The sequence below is a fragment of the Polyangiaceae bacterium genome (genome assembly GCA_020633205.1).
Taxonomy (GTDB): domain Bacteria; phylum Myxococcota_A; class Polyangia; order Polyangiales; family Polyangiaceae; genus JAHBVY01.
The window spans coordinates 23,009-41,062 of sequence record JACKEB010000011.1; the positions used below are offsets into that span (position 1 = coordinate 23,009).

The following is an 18,054-nucleotide window of genomic DNA, read 5'->3' on the forward strand; positions in this document are numbered from 1 at the left end:
CCGCGTCATTGAGGCCGAGCGTACTGCCATTCGCACGCGGGAACCTGATGAGGCGCGACCATTTGCAGGAGACCTGGAATGGTCCCTCCAGGCGCGATGGCAACCGACTCCGCAAGCCGACTCTTGTCAACACCACGCGCGCAGCACCTCGCACGGCAATTTCCCCGCGGCAACACCTCCGCGCGGGGATGCTTTAGCTGCCTGCATCGCACGATCCTTTTTCACACAGAAAGTGTTGGCTTTAGCGGCATCACCAAGAGCTGTAAGAATCTTTCTGCCTGAGACGATCCGCCTCACTGGGTCTTGAAAATACCACGCGGATTTGAGATAGCTGAAGTAGCTCGGGACACCTGGACCGGTACCCCTTTACTGGCGTCCAGTGAAACGTGCGCAGCCGAAGGTGCAAAGCGCTTTGGGCTGACCCAAACCACCCGGCGCGACCACAGCGCCGATAAGTCAAACCTCGAGCTCGAGGGTGTCATGAGACTTGCCGTTGCCGCATGCCAACGCCAACTGGGCTGGCGCGCCACTTTCCTAATCTTCGCCTGCTGGTTCGTGCTTGCCTGTACGGGTCAACCGTTGGTCGGCGGCGACGCCGACGCAGGTGACGCCTCCACGGGAACGAATCCTCAGTGTCCCGCGGGTGCGCTGTTGTGCGACCAAACCTGCGTGGATCCTACCCGAGACGCCACGCACTGTGGAAGCTGTGCCACGCAATGCGCAAGCGACGAGGCTTGCGTCGACGGACAGTGCACCACTAATTGCCCTGCGGAATTTAGCCTGTGCGGCGGCGCCTGCGTCGATACCCGCACGGACATCGAGAACTGCGGCGCATGTGGCACGCTGTGCGGCTCCGGGACGGTGTGTAGCCTGGGCCAGTGTGAGCTGACCTGCGGCGGCGGACTCGTCACCTGCAGCAGCGGCGGAGGCACCAACGGCGACGGCGGTGGGAGTGACTACTGCGCGGATCTCAACAGTGACCGCGAGAACTGCGGCGCCTGCGCGAACGCGTGTGGGGTGGGTCAGCAGTGCCTGGATGGGAACTGTACCTACAGCTGTCCTCCGGGTGAGACGGTGTGCAACGCCAGCTGCGCAGATCTGCAGACGGACCCGGCAAACTGCGGCAGCTGCGGTGTGGCTTGCGCGAACGGCGAGGCGTGCCAGGCCGGGAGCTGCGTGACGCAGTGCTCGCCGGGCTTGAGCGACTGTGGCGGGAGCTGTCGAGATCTGAACGTCGACCCCGGCAACTGCGGCGCATGCGGTACCGCTTGCGCCCCGGGCGAGGTGTGCAGCTCCGGTAGCTGTCAAACGACGTGTGGAAATGGGCAAACCGACTGCTCGGGGATCTGTCGCGACCTGCAGAGTGACCCCACCAACTGTGGCGCATGCGGTACGGCGTGCCCTTCCGGAACGCTGTGCGTCGCGGGCCAGTGCCAGACCAACTGCGGCGGCGGACTCACGAACTGCAACGGCGTCTGCCGGGATCTCAGCGCCGACAACCTCAACTGTGGAGCCTGCGGCTCACCGTGCCTACCTGGTGAGGTATGCAGCGCTGGAACCTGCCAGACGAGCTGCGGCGGGGGACTGACGGACTGTAGTGGCACCTGCCGCGACTTGCAGGTGGACTCCACGAACTGCGGAGCGTGTGGAACCCTCTGCGCCGCTGGTGAGCGCTGCAGTGCTGGGACTTGCGCGGTTACGTGCGGAAATGGTCTCACCGACTGCAACGGAACTTGTCGCGACTTGACGACTGACCGGCTGAACTGCGGTAGCTGTGGGTCAGCGTGCGGGGGGGGAGAGGTGTGCTCTGCAGGCAGCTGCCTCACCAGCTGTGGTGCCGGACTCACGGACTGCTCTGGGAGCTGCCGTGATTTGGCGAGCGATCGCCTGAACTGCGGTGCCTGCGGGACCGCCTGTGCAGCGGGTGAAGTGTGCTCCGCGGGCGCGTGTGTCACGAGCTGCGGCGCCGGGCTGACGGACTGCTCCGGCTCCTGCCGGGATCTGACGACTGACCGCGCCAACTGCGGAGCCTGCGGTAGCCCGTGCGCCGCCGGTGAGGTGTGTAACGCGGGTGTATGCGCAGTCTCGTGCGGCGGAGGCCTCACGAACTGCGGCGGTAGCTGCAGAGACCTAGCTTCGGACAACGTCAACTGCGGAGCCTGCGGGACGACCTGCGCGGCGGGTCAAGTCTGTTCCGCCGGGATCTGCTCCACGAACTGTGGCTCAGGCCTCACCGACTGCATTGGCAGCTGTAGAGACCTGACCACGGACCGCGCCAACTGCGGTGCGTGCGGGACCGCGTGCGCCGCAGGCGAGGTCTGCAGCGGAAGTGCGTGCACCTTGTCTTGCGGCGCGGGGCTGAGCGACTGCAATGGCAGCTGCAGGGACCTAGCGACGGACCGGCTCAACTGCGGTGCGTGTGGGACCACCTGCGCCGCAGGCGAAGTCTGCTCAGCCGGCGCCTGCCTCACCAGCTGCGGTGCAGGGCTCACTGACTGTAACGGCACCTGCCGTGACCTGACTGGTGACCGACTCAACTGCGGCGCCTGTGGGACCACGTGCGCCGCAGGCGAGGTATGCAGCGCCGGCGCGTGCGTCACCAGCTGCGGCGCGGGACTCACTGACTGCGGCGGGAGCTGCAGAGACCTGACCACAGATCGCGCCAATTGCGGGGGTTGCGGCACCACTTGCGCCTCTGGCGAGGTATGTAGCGCGGGCGTGTGCACGGTCTCGTGCGGGGGCGGTCAAACGAACTGCGGTGGCAGCTGCCGGGACTTGGCCTCGGACAACGCCAACTGCGGAGCCTGCGGGACAGCGTGCGCGACGGGCGAAATCTGTTCCGCAGGGATCTGTTCCACGAACTGCGGCGTCGGACTCACCGACTGCAGTGGCACCTGCAGAGACCTGACCACGGACCGCGCCAACTGCGGTGGCTGTGGAACCGCCTGTGCCGCTGGCGACGTGTGCAGCGCAAGCGTGTGCACTCTATCTTGCGGCTCGGGGCTCGCGGAGTGCTCCGGCGTGTGTCGCGATCTCACAACCGATCGCCTGAACTGCGGAAGCTGTGGGACCACTTGCCCGTCGGGTACGGCGTGTGTCGCCGGCGCCTGTCAAACCAGCTGCGGGCCCGGCCTCACTGACTGTTCCGGCAACTGCCGCGACCTCGCGACGGATAACACGAACTGTGGAGCCTGCGGCAGCAGCTGCGCTCCAGGCCAGGTGTGCAGCGGTGGGGCTTGTACGCTGTCTTGCCAGGGCGGCCTGGCCGACTGCTCTGGCGTATGTCGTGATCTCACCACAGACCCAGCCCACTGCGGAAGCTGCACTACCGCGTGCGCAGCCGGGGAACTCTGTAGCGCCGGCACCTGCCAAGTATCCTGCGGCGCTGGACTCAGCAACTGTGGCGGTGTCTGCCGAGATCTATCCACGGACCGCCTGAACTGTGGGGGTTGTGGGATCGCGTGCGCGGCGGGCGAGGTGTGTAACGCTGGGTCGTGTCAGGTCTCCTGCGGCGGTGGCCTGAGCGACTGCAGTGGCGTCTGCCGAGATCTGAGCACCGACAACGCCAATTGCGGAAGTTGCGGAAACGCCTGCGCATCGGGTGAAGTCTGTAGCGGTGGCACCTGTCAGGTTTCCTGCGGAAGCGGCCAGACGAACTGTAGCGGAGCGTGTCGAGACCTCTCGAGCGATCGCTTGAACTGCGGCACCTGCGGGAACACCTGCGCGGCCGGCGAAGTGTGCAGCGGTGGCACTTGCCAGGTTTCCTGCGGCGCCGGGCTCACCAACTGCAGCGGCGTGTGCCGCGACCTCACAGACGACCGCAACAACTGTGGGGGCTGCGGAACCTTCTGCGCCGCGGGTGAGGTCTGCACTGGTGGCGCCTGCCAAGTGTCTTGCGGTGCGGGGCTCAGCAACTGCAGTGGTACCTGCAGAGATCTCACAACGGACAACGCAAACTGTGGGGGCTGCGGCAGCCCGTGCGCCGCGGGCGAGCTGTGTAGCGGCAGCACCTGTCAGGTGTCGTGCGGGGGCGGCCTCAGCAACTGCAGTGGTACCTGCAGGGACCTGGCGACGGACCGACTGAACTGCGGCGGCTGCGGCACGACTTGCGCCGCGGGTGAGGTCTGCAGCGGCGGTAGCTGCCAGGTGTCGTGCGGCGGCGGGCTCGCCAACTGCAGCGGGATCTGTCGCGACCTGACGACGGACCGGAGCAACTGCGGCGCCTGCGGTACGGCGTGCGGCGCAGGCGAAGTCTGCAGTGGTGGCATTTGTCAGGTTTCGTGCGGAAACGGCCAGGCCACGTGCAGCGGCGTGTGTCGGGACTTGACCACGGACCGTCTAAACTGCGGGACCTGCGGGAATACCTGCGCTGCCGGTGAGGTTTGCAGCGGCGGAACCTGCCAGGTCTCCTGTGGCAGCGGACTCAGCAACTGCAGCGGCACCTGCAGGGACGTAACCACCGACCGCAACAACTGCGGCGGCTGCGGAGTGAGCTGCGCGGCTGGCGAGGTGTGTAGCGGTGGAACCTGTCAGGTCTCCTGCGGTAGCGGACTCAGCAACTGCAGCGGCTCGTGTCGTGATCTCTCCACGGATCGCAACAACTGCGGTGGCTGTGGGACGACTTGCGGTGCCGGCGAGCTTTGCAGCGGTGGAACCTGCCAAGTCTCTTGCGGCAGCGGCCTTAGCAACTGCAGCGGTTCGTGCCGTGATCTGGCGACCGATCGCAATAACTGTGGCGCTTGTGGAACCACGTGTGTGGCGGGGCAAGTGTGCAACGCAGGTAGCTGCCAGGTGTCCTGCGGCGGTGGGCTCAGCGACTGTAGCGGCGTCTGTCGTGATCTCGCGACCGACATCGCAAACTGCGGCGCTTGTGGCGTGACCTGCGCGGCGGGTCAGGTGTGTAGCGGCGGCAGCTGCCAGGTTTCGTGTGGCACTGGTCTCAGCAACTGCAGCGGCGTCTGTCGCGACCTGAGCTCCGACCGCCTGAACTGCGGCACCTGCGGCAACACGTGCGGCGCGGGTCAGGTGTGTAGCGGAGGGTCCTGTCAGGTTTCGTGCGGAAGCGGCCTCAGCAACTGCAGCGGCGTCTGTCGCGATCTCCAAGGGGACCGGCTGAACTGCGGCAGTTGCGGGAACGCCTGCGCCGCAGGGCAAGTCTGCTCTGGTGGCACTTGCCAAGCGACCTGCGGGAGCGGCCTGAGCACCTGTGGAACGCTGTGCAAGGACCTCACGAATGACCCGAACAACTGCGGGAGCTGCGGCACCGTGTGTGCTGCGGGTCAGACGTGCCTAGCAGGCAGCTGCGGCTGCGCCAACGGCGGAGCGCTGTGTGGCGGTCAATGCATCGTGGGCCAGCCCAACACCTGTGGCAGCGTCCTGAACCTCGGCAGCATGAGCGCCGGGACCAGCGTCGATTCGCCCCTAGAGGTGCTACCCGGAGCGAACGACGAAGCGTGGTACCGCATCAGCTTCCCTGAGAACGCTGACTTCCGGCGCCACGGAACCGGTACGCCGCGCATTCGCCTGGTCACGAACGACGGCTCAGTATTCCGCCTGGATATTCGCTCTTCTTGCGGCAGCACGCTCAGCTGCGGCAATGGCGGGAGCGCGAACAATCGTACCGACTGGCAGTTCACCGACACCTGCACCAACGCCAACACGAACTGCAGCACCCGAAGCGTGGGTTGGCCAACAACGATATACGTGCGTGTCTACCGTGTTGCCTCCGGGTCCGGCTGCGAGCAATTCCGGCTGCGCATCTCCCGCTGATCGACGCCTTTTCGCTGCTTACCTATGCGTCTTCACCACACACTATTCTTCACCCCGCTCCTGGTTCTCGCGCAAGCCACAGCGAGCAGCGCTGACGCTCAGACCCTGGAGGCCGAGGCGTCCAACGATGGGAGCGCCGAGGCCTCCGCTGACGGCAGCGTCTTCGAGTCGCTCCAGCTTCACCTCGAAGGAGGTGGCGATCTCGTCGTCGGAGGGACTCCCGCTGATCGCTTTGATCCCGGCGGTCATCTGCGGGGTCACCTGAGCCTGCCAGTCATCGGCGCCTTGCACCTGCAGCTTGGAACCGGCAGCTGGTGGTTCCCCGCGCAGTCTGGAGACGTGGGCCGACTGATCAGCGCTGAGGGTGGTGTGCGGTTCGCTCCCATGAAGGGCCCGGGCCCGCAAGGCCTCTTCATCGACGCCAACGTGGGACTTGGACTGACGGGCGATCTTCAGCGCCCCGTGATGAGCATCGGGCTTGGCTGGCAGTTTGCTCTCAGCGACTCCGTTGGGCTTGGTCCGGTTGTGCGCTACACCCAGGTGTTTCAGCCGGACTCCGAGAGCGGGCCCGATGACGCACGCCTCTTGGGAGCCGGAATCATCCTGAGCCTCGGTCTACCAAAGCGCGCCGTTAGCGAGGAGCCGGACAGGGACGGTGACGGGTTGCGAGGCGATCGCGATCGTTGCCCCACGGAACCTGAAGACGTGGACGGTTTCGAGGACGACGACGGCTGTCCGGATCCGGACAACGACAAAGACGGCATCCCCGACTCCGGCGATCGCTGCCCCGATGCTGCCGAGACCCACAACGAATACAAGGATGACGACGGGTGCCCCGACGAAGCACCTCCCCCCCCACCCGAGAAACCGCCGGAGACGCCGACTAGCGACGCGCCCGATGCCAAGGGCACCCCAATGGATCAAGTCGTGCACTTTAACTATCGCAGCCACCGTATCTTGGGTTCCGAAGAGGCGGCGATTCAGTCGGTTTGCGATGAGCTGAGCAAGCGAAGCGGCGCGCGGGTGCGCGTCCACGGCCACGCAGACGAAGCGGGATCCCCGGGGTACAACCACGAACTATCGGCGGAACGCGCCGGCAACGTCGCACGCTGGCTGGTGCGCTGCGGCGTCGATGGCTCACGCATCGTGGTCCAAGCCGACGGTGAGAACCTCCCGCTGTGTCGAGAGCACACCTCAGATTGTGCCGCACGGAACCGCCGAGTGGAGTTCGAGCTACTAGAAGAATGACGCCCGAAGCCGGGCCTCAAAGTTCAGCAGGTCTGCAGCGCAGTAGCTCAGTGCGCCTTGGTCGACTTGGGTTCGAAGAGCAGGGTGCCAGCCCCAAGGCGCACGCGGTTGTTGCGCCACTGAAGGTGGCGCTTGAACAACGCGCGCCCCCAAGTGAACAGGATACACACTTCACGCAACGGTGAGAGCACGAGAGGCAACCACAGACGCTCCGCTCCTCGCAGCAAATACCAGCCACCGACATCGCGCAACAGCGCAACGGATACACACCACGCGAGACCCACAGCGGGACCGAGGGTCGCCATCGCGAGCGGCAACAGCACCAAGGGTGACGCGAAAAGCTCCGCCGCGTACGCCACTGGACGCAACCGCCAGCGCAACATCCCCCAGCGCAAGTGACGTTCATGAAAGGCCTTCAGGCTCATCTTGGACGTGACGTTGTGCAGCACGGTGGATGCAATTGCCACGCGGTAACCTGCGTGTTGAAAGGTCTTCCCCAGGACGTAGTCCTCCGCCAAGACATCCTTGACACGCTCAAGGCCGCCCAGCTCTTGGACCAGCGATCGCCTGAACAGCATGCTCTTGCCCACCACAGACGAGTCGCCCAGCAGAGTCGGAAGCGCAGTGCCTCCGGCGCAGAACCCGTTGAGCTGAACGTTTTCAAGCGCGGCACCGAGGGTGTCTTCCGCGACTCCGGCAAAGAGGTTTGTCACCAAACCGATGCGCGGGTCGCTCTCATGGGTAGCCACTAGATCACCCAGGTAGTCGGGAGGCGCAGCGACGTTGGAGTCACTAACCAAAACCAAATCGTGAACTGCGTGAGGCAGCATTCCCCGTAGATTTCGCACCTTGGGGTTGATCCCTGCCTGGGCGAGGCTAACCACGGAGGGACCATGTACCACGACCTGAACGTGTACCTGAGGGTAGCGTTTCCTCAAGGTATCGACCACCAGGAGCGCCGGATCTGCCGTGTCTTCAACGCCGAACACCAGCTCGAAATCCGGGTGGTCCTGCAGGAAGAACGTCTCCAGGTTCTTCTCCAGACCGGCGTCCGCCCCGCATAGCGGCTTGAGAACACTCACCGCAGGCAGCTTCTGAGGCACTGGCACACGCTTGCGACTGACGCGGTAGGTGGCCGTGAGCCCAGCTAGTGTCCACGCCGTGCAGACGCCCAGAATGATGTTGGCGACCAGTGTCATGACTCCCCCTTGAGCTCAGATGAGCTCGAAGCTGCATTGGAAAAGATGCGAGACCAGAGCGGCAGGCACAGGCCAAAGTAGACCAAGCTAGTGATCGCGAGACGCATGGGGAGGATGGGGAGAGGGGTGAAAGTCACGGCGACGTGGAACAACACGAGGTTCGCGACGAAGCCCAGCGCTTCTACCGCGAGGAACAACAGACCCTGCCGAAGCCAATCCGCGCGGTAATCTTGAAAGGCGAACAGCTTGTTGCCGAAGAACTGCGCAACGACCCCGATGCTCAGCGCGGGGAGGCTCGCTAGACGCGGGTCCAAACCGAAGGTGTGCACCAGGAGCGCTAGGGTGCCGAGGTCGAAGAGCGTCGCCAGACTGCCCACGCTCAGGGAGCGAACCACCAGCCAGAGCCGAGCCAGGCGATCGGGCTTTTCCATCTACACTGGAACCTCTGTCCTTGCCTGAGGTGGGGCGGAGGGACGGTCAGAACGAACTACACAGGTCACCGAGATGTCTCCTTGCGCGGGTGCCGGACGTCGGAACCGCTGAAATGTAAGGCGAACGCTGTGCCAACTCGCGTCGGCGAGTAGTTTCGCGTACTTGCTCTGGACGAAGGCGCCGAACATGCGAAGCGAGGTTCACAGAAAGTGGTGTGACCAATTCGCGCTGCGCACGCGGCGACGCAGATCGCGACCACCTCGTCCACCATTTCGTTTCCCGGGTGTCACCGAAGGGACCGTCGCCGGGCGCTCGCGTTTCCGCAGTGCAAGAGGAGCTGCGGAATGAGCCAGCTCGAAACCTTCCTGCAGTGGCTGGGTAGGCGCCGCATCGCTGCTTGGGCGGCACTGGTCGGAGTGCTGCTTGCGCTACCAAGTGTGTTCACCGGCTTGCGGACCGAGGACTACTACCACTTCCGTGCCATTCGAGACGGCGTCGTCGACCCTCCAGCTCGGGTCAACCTCTTCAACTACATCAGCGGCAACGTCTCAGGCATCTATGGCTTGAAGGACTTCGGCACCATCCCGTGGTTCACCCTGAAGGATTACAAGGTCAGCTTCTGGCGTCCGCTTACATCGTTCACCCATTGGGTCGACTACCACTACTTCCCGGAATCGCCCTGGCTGGCGCACCTTCAGAGCCTGGCGTGGTACGCGTTGCTGATCCTCGCGGCAGCGGCACTGTACAGGCGCTTGCTGGCGGTGCCCTGGCTGGTGGCCCTCGCGACTCTGCTATACGCCATCGACGACGCCCACGCGCACCCGGTGGGTTGGCTTGCCAACCGTAACGCGATTCTGGCGACGCTGTGTGGGGTGTTCTCGATCTGGGCGCACGATGTCTGGCGGCGCAGTGGCCAGTCCGCGTTGACGCGTGGAGCCGCGGCGATCGTTGCGCCGCTCGGCCTGGGAGTGGGCTTTTTGTGTGGAGAGTTTGCGGTTGGGGCACTCGGCTACTTGGCTGCCCACGCGCTCTGGCTGGAGCCCCGCGGAAAGACCCGCGCAACTGACATCGCGAAGCGCGCCGCCGTGCTCCTGCCAAGCCTTGCCGCGTTTGGGGTCTGGCTCTACTACTACCGCAGGCTCGGACACGGCACTTACGGCACAGACTTCCACCTGGATCCCATCGCTGACACGGGTCGCTTCTTAAGTCAGAGCTTGTGGCGGCTGCCAGCGCTGATCGCGGGCCAGCTCTTCGGGGTCGACTGTGAAGCGTGGTGGAGGCTGCCCCCGAGCGTCGTCTACTCGCTTGCTGCTGTCGTCAGCGCGCTCGTGGCCGCGTTCTTGTGGTGGCTCAGGCCAACGCTCCGTGACCCGGCGGCGCGATTCTGGCTCTTTGGTGCCTTGCTCGCCACGCTGCCAGCGTGCGCCGCGATGCCCCAGGATCGGTTGCTGTTCTTCACCGGACTTGGGGGTATGGCGATTGTGGCTCTTGCCGTGCGGCAAGCCATTGAGCAGACCAAGACCGCCACCAGCCCACGCCACCTTGCAGGTCGCGTAGTCGCTTTTGCGCTCCTACTAGTTCATGGCGTGGTCGCGCCAATGACCTTTCCCCAGCGCAGCCTCATCATGTATCGCTTCGGCAACCAGCTCGATCGGGTCTCGGAGCGCTTGATGTGGAGTCACCCGAACAGCGACGAGCACTTGGTATTGATCGGTGGCCCCTCCTATTTCTACGTGGCGAGCCTGCTGGGGCTGCGTGCGACGCGTAACCTGCGAGTGCCTCGACATATCCGCATGTTGCATGCCGGAAGGGGCCCAGTGACGCTGAAGCGGCAGACGGAGCAACAGCTGGTCCTGGAAGCGCCATATGGCTTCTACTCGGACCCATTCGACGGAACCTACCGAGGGCATCAGTACCCGATGGAGGTTGGAGAGGGCCTGCAGCTCGCCGGGATGTTGATCATCGTGCGAGCCGTGGACACAGAAGGCGTCCCGACGCGCATCGAGGTCAACCTGCAGCGACCGGTAAAGCGTGGGAACTACCATTTCATGAGCTGGGTCCCGCCCAAGCCGGGAGACGACTACGGTCAGTTCCTCACTTTCAAGCTGCCCGAAGTCGGGGGAAGCGTGGAGTTGCCGAGTGGGTACTGAGCGGCCGCGCTTGCGAGAAATGCTGCGCTTGCGAGAAATGCTGCGGACCCGAGAGGGCAAGCTCGGCGCCGTGGCGCTGCTCGGGGCGAGCGCGCTCTGCGTGTACGTGCTGGTGTATCCGTTCTGGCTGGTGCGCTATCCACCAATCACCGACTTACCTTTCCACGCAGCAAATACGTCGATCCTGAGGCACTACTCGGACCCTGAATATCACTTTCGCGACCAGTTCTACGTCGACCCGCTGAGCGCGCCATATATGTTGCAGTATCTGGTTGGTGCGGGGCTGAGCCTCCTCATGCCGATTCACGTCGCTGTGAAGGTGACGTGCGTGCTGCTGCTGGGGTGCCTACCCCTGGGGCTCTCGCTGCTCTTTCGGGGCCTTGGCAAGCCGCGCTTCATGGGTTTGATCGCGCTCGGCCTGGTTTACTCCACGCTGACTCACTGGGGATTCATCAGCCACATCGCCGCCTTGGGGTTCTTTGCTGGGAGCGTCGGCGCCGCACTGATGCTATTCGAGGGTGGATCCCTGCGGCAATGCAAGCTGCGGACGTGGCTCCTCGGCAGCATGCTGCTCCTGACCCTTTTCAGTCACGTCTACCGCTATGCATTCGCGCTTGTGGGGGTGCTGCTCGTGGCGGCCGTCGCCAAGCGAAGTGGGCGAGCGTTGCGCGAGTTCAAGTTCTTCGGCCTCGCCCTACTGCCGTCGCTCGTCTTGTTCCTGGTGTTCTGGTTCCGCCGTGATCACGTAACGGGCGCTCAGCTGCTGCTCACCTGGGCACCGACCCGCGTCAGCGAGCTCCCGACACACGTGTTCGGAGGCTTCGTCGCGAGTGTCGGCGAACGCGAGCGGCTGGACGGCTGGCTATGGCTGTTCGCGTGCCTGGTGCTTGGGGTTGGCAACCTGGTGTGGAGGCGACGTCAGTCCGCACCAGAACACGCGGACACCAAAGCTCTTGAGCCAACCCCTGAAGATGCACCGACGCCGTTGGCACCTCTGAGCGCTGCGGCCCTACGCCGTTTCCGCCGAGATTCACACATCCTGGTCGCGCTGATCTGTGTGGGCTTGTTCGGGCTCTACCTGAGCCTGCCGCTCTCCTGGGGCAGCTGGTTCTTCGTGTACCCACGGGAGGCGCTGAGCGTGCTTTTCTTGCTGCTTGCGCTGCTCCCTGCAATGCCCAAGGGAGCACTCCCCCGCGTAGCTCTGGTGGGAGTACTCGCGCTGACCGCGGGGCGCCAGGCGCTGCTGGTCGCCGGCCAGTGGCTCGGCTTCGAGCGGCTGAACCAGGACTTCTACGCGATTCAGGCGAAGGTTCCCCCTCATCCAAGGCTCCTCTACCTGGTCTTCGATCACGCAGGTACGTATCGCTCCACGACCCCCTTCATTCACCTACCAGCGTGGATCCAAGCGGAAACAGGTGGCTCACTGTACTTCCATTTCGTGCGCTGGGGCTTGTATCCGATCCACTATCGACCTCGCGGTGAGGACACGCCGCCGAGCTTGCCGTACATGCTCGAGTGGCATCCTGAGTCGTTCCGTACCATCGAACACGGCGCTTGGTTCGACACCTTCCTGGTTCGCCACCGGGTGGATCCCGCCATCGTGTTCCAGGCCGACCCGAGCATCCAGCTGGTCGCTCACGAAGGTGAGTGGTGGCTTTATCGCAGACTTGACTAGTGCGCGTATCCGCGGCCGCGTGGCGCAGCTGGGACCGAGCAGGCACCACCCGCCCAAGGGACTAGCACGCGCCGAGGGACTAGCACGCGCCGCGACCGCACGGTTTGCCTACGCGAGTTGCCGAACGCCGCAATCCAAACTAGCTTCTTCGGCTTCGTCCGCGCGCCGCCGCGACCTTGGAGCCAGCCATGCATGCAAGAAGCCGATATCTGACTGTTTGTTTCGCAGCGTTAGCCATGGCCTGCGGTAGTGACGGCGGGGGTAGCTCAGGGACGGGCGGCAGTGCCGGCTCTGGGAACGGCGGAGTAGCCGGCGCGGGTGGCGCGGGGTTGGCAGGCGCTGGGGGCGACGGCGTTGGCGGGACCGCAGCGACTGGAGGCGCAGCTGGGACGGCGGGCGCTGGCGGCCTTGCGGGAACAGGCGGCACGGCGGGCGCTGGCGGCGTTCCAGCGACAGGCGGCGCGGCAGGCGCGGCTGGAACCAGCGGCGCAGCCGGAACTGCTGGAACCGGCGGCGCAGCGGGCGCAGCCGGAACTGCAGGCGCGGCCGGAACTGGCGGCGCAGCCGGAACTGGCGGCGCAGCCGGAACTGGCGGCGTAGCGGGCGCGGCTGGAACTGCAGGCGCGGCTGGAACTGGCGGCGCAGCTGGAACTGGCGGCGCAGCCGGAACTGGCGGCGCAGCTGGAACTGGCGGCGCAGCCGGAACTGGCGGCGCAGCTGGAACTGGCGGCGCGGCGGGCATGGCTGGAACCGGCGGCGCTGCCCCAGAGTGGATCGTTCAATACGGTACCGCAGCAACCGAACTAAGCGTGGGCGCTCGACTGGATCCCAACGGAGACATCTACGCCTTCGGAACTACTTCCGGGTCGCTGGGGCCTTCCCCCGTGGGCCGCCAAGACGCTTTCGTGCGGAAATACGATAAGCTCGGCAAGGAGCTCTGGACTGCGCAATACGGTGGCACTAGCGATGACGAACTCAGAGCTGGGACCGTGGACAGCTCGGGCAACCCGCTGATCGCTGGCTACATCCAGGCCAGGCTACCCGGCGAAAGCTGGAGCAACAACGACGCGTTCCTGCGCAAGTACGACCCTCAAGGACAGCTGCTTTGGGGCACACAATTCGGAACGAGCGTCGATGACGTCGTCAACGCAATCGCGACCTCGGGCAGCGACGCGATCTACCTTGCGGGGACCACCTTGGGCTCGCTCGACGCCACGAACCTTGGCAGCTTTGACGTCATTCTGCGTCGATATGACGGCTCCGGCGGTCTCGTTTGGAGCAAGCAGTACGGAACAGCCTACGATGAGCAAGGCGTGTTGCTCACCATAGATCCGGACGGCAACGTGATTCTGGTGGAGAGCTTCGCCGGTATCAACGGCGCGGGTACGATTGGACAACGCGAAATCAGGGTTCGCAAGCTGCTTCCCGACGGCAGCGAAGTCTGGCATCACGACATGGGGTGGTACACCGCGGATACGGCGTGCTCGGTGACGGCAGACGCCACGGGCGCCATCTACGTCGGCGGTTGGACTGACGGCAGCTTCCTCGGTCCCCTCCAAGGCGGCAGCGACGGGTTCGTTCAGAAGCTGGATCGAGACGGGAATGCGCTATGGGGCAAACAAATCGGGAGCGGCGGCTACGACAACGTCTACGGCGTCTTTGCGGATCCTTCCGGCACGCTGTGGGTCACGGGCTACACCCAAAAGGGGCTTGAAAGCACCACAACGACTGGCCCTGACATCTTCATTCAGAAGTACACCAGTGACGGCGCCCTGATCGGCTATCGACAAATCCAGAGCCCGGGTGTGGATTATCCCTGGTCGATCGAGCTGACACCGAGCAATCAACTCCTGATCGGCGGCTGGACGCAGGGAGCGCTGCCCAATAACTCCAACTACGGCGGCAAAGACGCCTTCGTCGGACTGCTCGACCCGCTCTGAGTATCGGACCGAGGCGCGGGACCGGCGACGGAGCGTATCCTCCCGGTAACGCCGCTGCGCCGACAGCTGACGGACGGAGCTCCTCCCCCCCAAACAATCAATTGCCGCGAGGCAATCGAAGGCCTCGAGTATTCCATCTAGAACGGAATCCGAGGGGCTCCCTCGGGGCAGCGCGTGACCAGGGGTTCAGTGTTTGGAACGCACTTTCGACTCACCTCCCAACCGATGATCTGGCGCTTAAAGTGGCCAAACCCGTGGCCGGTGAGCAATTCGCGCCCGGGAGGCGCGAACAAGTAACAATTCGACAGGCTGGCCCTGAGTTTGCACCCCGTTGGCTTTGCATCGCGAGGGGTTTGGTCTATAGCGGGCGCGCTCGTTGGACCCACAGGTGTCGAGTGGCCCCTTACCTCACTGCCTACCGCTCACGCGGTAGCTCCTGACCAACCACTGGTCGGGACGAGAACTCGCCCGAGGGCGTGATCCCCAAAGCCAACTCGGCAACCTGGGCTCCTGGAAGGAAGACTCCCAGATGGAAAACCTGATCTACGCCGCCCCAGTCGCCGGGGTACTGGCGCTCATCTTCGCCTTCGTAAAGGCGTCCTGGATCACCAAGCAGGACGCTGGCGATCAAACGATGAAGGACATCGCCGCGGAAATCGCCAAGGGCGCGATGGCCTTCTTGGGTCGCGAGTACAAGGTGCTCGCGATGTTCGTGGTGGTGGTCGCGGGCTTGCTCGCCGTCGCCAACATGGGCAGCAAGGACCACAGCCCGATCATCGCCGGCGCGTTCGTGCTTGGCGCGATCTGCTCGGGTCTGGCCGGCTACTTCGGTATGCGCGTCGCGACCAAAGCCAACGTGCGTACGACCGCAGCCGCCAAGAGGTCTCTCCCCGAGGCGCTCCAGGTCGCGTTCAGCGGCGGCGCCGTGATGGGTATGAGCGTGGTCGGTCTGGCCTTGCTCGGCCTCGGTGGCCTGTTCATCCTGTTCACGACGGTGCTGTTCAAGGGACAGCTCAACGTCACGCTGAACGTCATCACTGGCTTCTCGATGGGCGCTTCGTCGATCGCGCTGTTCGCGCGCGTCGGTGGCGGCATCTACACCAAGGCGGCCGACGTCGGCGCAGACTTGGTGGGTAAGGTGGAGTCGGGTCTGCCGGAAGATGACCCGCGTAACCCCGCCGTCATCGCGGATAACGTCGGCGACAACGTCGGTGACGTGGCCGGCATGGGCGCTGACTTGTTCGAGAGCTACGTCGGCGCGATCGTCGGCGCGATGGTGCTCGGCCTCGGTGCCGGCGCGGTTGCCGATGGCAGCAGCATGGGCCCCATCCTGCTCCCGCTGATCGTCGCCGCGGGTGGCATCATTGCCTCGATCCTCGGCACCTTGGTGGTGCGCACGAAGGAAGGCGGGAACCCGCAGATCGCTCTGGATGTCGGCTCATTCGGCGCCGCGGGCGTGATGGCCGCAGCGACCTTCGGCATCTCCAAGTTCCTCTGGCCCGCAGCGGGCACCACGGTCGGCGGTGTGGACCACGTCGTCACCTGGCTGCACGTCGGTGGTGCCACGGTCATCGGCCTCGCGACTGGCGTCGGCGTCGGCATGATCACCAGCTACTACTGCTCGATGGACAAGGGCCCGGTCGACGGTGTGGCGAACCAGTCCAAGACGGGCACCGCGACCAACATCATCGCAGGCCTGGGCCTCGGCATGCAGTCGACGGCGATTCCGATCATCCTGATCGCCATCGGCATCATCGGCAGCGCCTACGTCGCTGGCCTGTACGGCGTGGCCATCGCGGCCCTCGGCATGCTCTCCACCACGGGTATCCAGCTCGCCGTCGACGCCTACGGCCCCATCGCGGACAACGCGGGTGGTATCGCCGAGATGAGCCACCAGGAGCCCGCGGTTCGCGAGCGCACTGACAAGCTCGATGCCGTGGGGAACACCACCGCGGCCATCGGCAAGGGCTTCGCCATCGGCTCCGCCGCCATGACCGCCCTCGCGCTGTTCGCCGCGTTCGCGCAGCAGGCCAACATCACCACCATCGACATCTCGAAGCCCACCGTCATGGCGGGCATCTTCCTCGGCGGCATGCTGCCTTACCTCTTCTCCTCCATGGCCATGGCCGCGGTGGGTGAAGCGGCGATGGAGATGATCGAAGAGGTGCGCCGTCAGTTCCGCGAGATCCCGGGTCTGCTCGAAGGCAAGGCCAAGCCGGACACCGCACGCTGCGTCGACATCAGCACCAGCGCCGCGATCAAGCGCATGGTGGCTCCTGGTCTGCTCGCCGTCGTGACCCCCGTCGCCATCGGCTTCGGCATGGGACCTGAGGCGCTCGGCGGCTTGCTCGCTGGCGTGACGGTCTCGGGCGTGCTCCTCGCGATCTTCATGAGCAACGCCGGCGGCGCCTGGGACAACGCGAAGAAGTCCTTCGAAGGCGGCGGCTTCAAGATGAAGGACGGCACCGTTCACCCCAAGGGCTCCGAGGCACACTCGGCCGCCGTCGTGGGCGACACCGTCGGTGACCCCTTCAAGGACACCGCGGGTCCCTCGCTGAACATCTTGGTCAAGCTGATGAGCGTCGTGGCGCTGGTTATCGCGCCGCTGATCGCCCTGGCGGCCAAGTGATCAGTCAATAGGCTGCCTTCTTGGGCAGCAGAGAACGGCGCTGGTTCGAACGAACTGGCGCCGTTTTCGTTTGTTTTGGGGGGGAGGTGCGACGCATGCTTCCCGCCCCATGGCGAAGAAGGCGAAGCAGCTCACGAAGAAGGAACGCAAAGCCCAGCAGCAAGCTGCGGGGCAAGAGCACCACCATCACCACCACCAACAGCACATCCACTGCATTGCGTGTGGTCGCCACATGGAGCCGACGGAGTTCAACGGTGCCCTCGCGGGTGGTCGAGTCATCGTGTGTGACCATGGTTCGCAGTTCCCGGCGTGCGCTGGTTGCGTGACCCGCGCCAAGGCGTTGGTTGCTGAGCATGATCGCACCGGGAAGCCGGTGGCGGCTGCTCAAGCATGGCACTGACTCAGTCGTAGAGAACGGCGGCTCCCACGGCCCGCGAAGATTGCTCAGTCGTAGAGAGCGGCGGCTCCCACGACCCGCGATGGGCGGGCTTGAATGGGGGTCGCTAGGTAGGTTACCGCGCGGTAACTGGCTAGTCTCGGCCTGCGCTTCGAACGTTGGATACGGAACGGCCTGCGCCTTCTAAAGAAGAGCTTCGTGAGGGCCCGCTGCGTGATCGGCCTCACAGCGGCTACGCTCACCCGCCTCTGCGCCCGCCCCCTGCGGGCCGTTACGCCGCCTCCACAACTCCCTCGCTTGGCCTGGGGCAAAGGCTCTTACAGACACTCAAAGACTGAGACGTCCGGTGACTCGTGCGCTTTTCGGCTCGCTCCGGCTTCGCCGATTGCTCGGGGAGACTGAGCGCCGTCCGGTGACTCGTGCGCTTTTCGGCTCGGCTCGGGCTGCGCCCATTGCCTAGGAAGGGACTCATGGCGCTTTGAGGCTGGCGGGCTGCGAGGGGGGTGCCGGTTCGCACACGAGTCTCTTCGGCTCGGGGCTGCGCCCCATTGCCTTAGACTCAAGCGACACGGCTCGGGGCTCCGCCCCATTGCCTTGGGGTTCGTCACCATTGCC

9 protein-coding genes are annotated in these 18,054 nt (G+C 64.8%); 7 read left to right on the plus strand and 2 right to left on the minus strand.

The genetic code is table 11. From position 1 onward, the window contains the following. Positions 1 to 480: 480 nt before the first annotated feature. Positions 481 to 5,769, plus strand: coding sequence for a hypothetical protein (locus tag H6718_06840; GenBank protein ID MCB9585095.1), 5,289 nt, complete (start codon positions 481 to 483; stop codon positions 5,767 to 5,769). Positions 5,770 to 5,793: 24 nt separating this feature from the next. Then, entirely contained in the window at positions 5,794 to 7,017 is a 1,224-nt protein-coding gene (locus tag H6718_06845; GenBank protein MCB9585096.1) for an OmpA family protein, read from the plus strand. Positions 7,018 to 7,064: 47 nt separating this feature from the next. On the opposite strand, the gene H6718_06850 is transcribed toward H6718_06845, so the two are convergent. Next, entirely contained in the window at positions 7,065 to 8,216 is a 1,152-nt protein-coding gene (locus H6718_06850; protein MCB9585097.1) for a glycosyltransferase, read from the minus strand. Next, on the minus strand, positions 8,213 to 8,647 hold the full coding sequence (locus tag H6718_06855; protein ID MCB9585098.1) for a GtrA family protein: 435 nt from the start codon (positions 8,645 to 8,647) through the stop codon (positions 8,213 to 8,215). Before H6718_06855 ends, H6718_06850 begins: the two co-directional genes overlap by 4 nt. A gap of 345 nt (positions 8,648 to 8,992) precedes the next feature. Here H6718_06855 and H6718_06860 point away from each other — a divergent pair, with 345 nt between their 5' ends. From H6718_06860 to H6718_06880, 5 genes are all read left to right on the plus strand, one after another. Further along, entirely contained in the window at positions 8,993 to 10,798 is a 1,806-nt protein-coding gene (locus H6718_06860; protein MCB9585099.1) for a hypothetical protein, read from the plus strand. Between the two features lie 37 nt (positions 10,799 to 10,835). Then, on the plus strand, positions 10,836 to 12,473 hold the full coding sequence (locus tag H6718_06865) for a hypothetical protein (protein MCB9585100.1): 1,638 nt from the start codon (positions 10,836 to 10,838) through the stop codon (positions 12,471 to 12,473). Between the two features lie 236 nt (positions 12,474 to 12,709). Beyond that, the gene (locus tag H6718_06870) at positions 12,710 to 14,413 is read left to right on the plus strand and encodes a hypothetical protein (protein ID MCB9585101.1); all 1,704 of its coding nucleotides are present in this window, start codon (positions 12,710 to 12,712) and stop codon (positions 14,411 to 14,413) included. Between the two features lie 529 nt (positions 14,414 to 14,942). Beyond that, positions 14,943 to 17,042 (plus strand): sodium-translocating pyrophosphatase, encoded by a 2,100-nt coding sequence (locus H6718_06875; GenBank protein MCB9585102.1) that lies wholly within the window; start codon positions 14,943 to 14,945, stop codon positions 17,040 to 17,042. Between the two features lie 109 nt (positions 17,043 to 17,151). Next, complete coding sequence (locus H6718_06880) at positions 17,152 to 17,442, plus strand: hypothetical protein (protein MCB9585103.1); 291 nt, start codon at positions 17,152 to 17,154, stop codon at positions 17,440 to 17,442. Positions 17,443 to 18,054 lie beyond the last annotated feature (612 nt).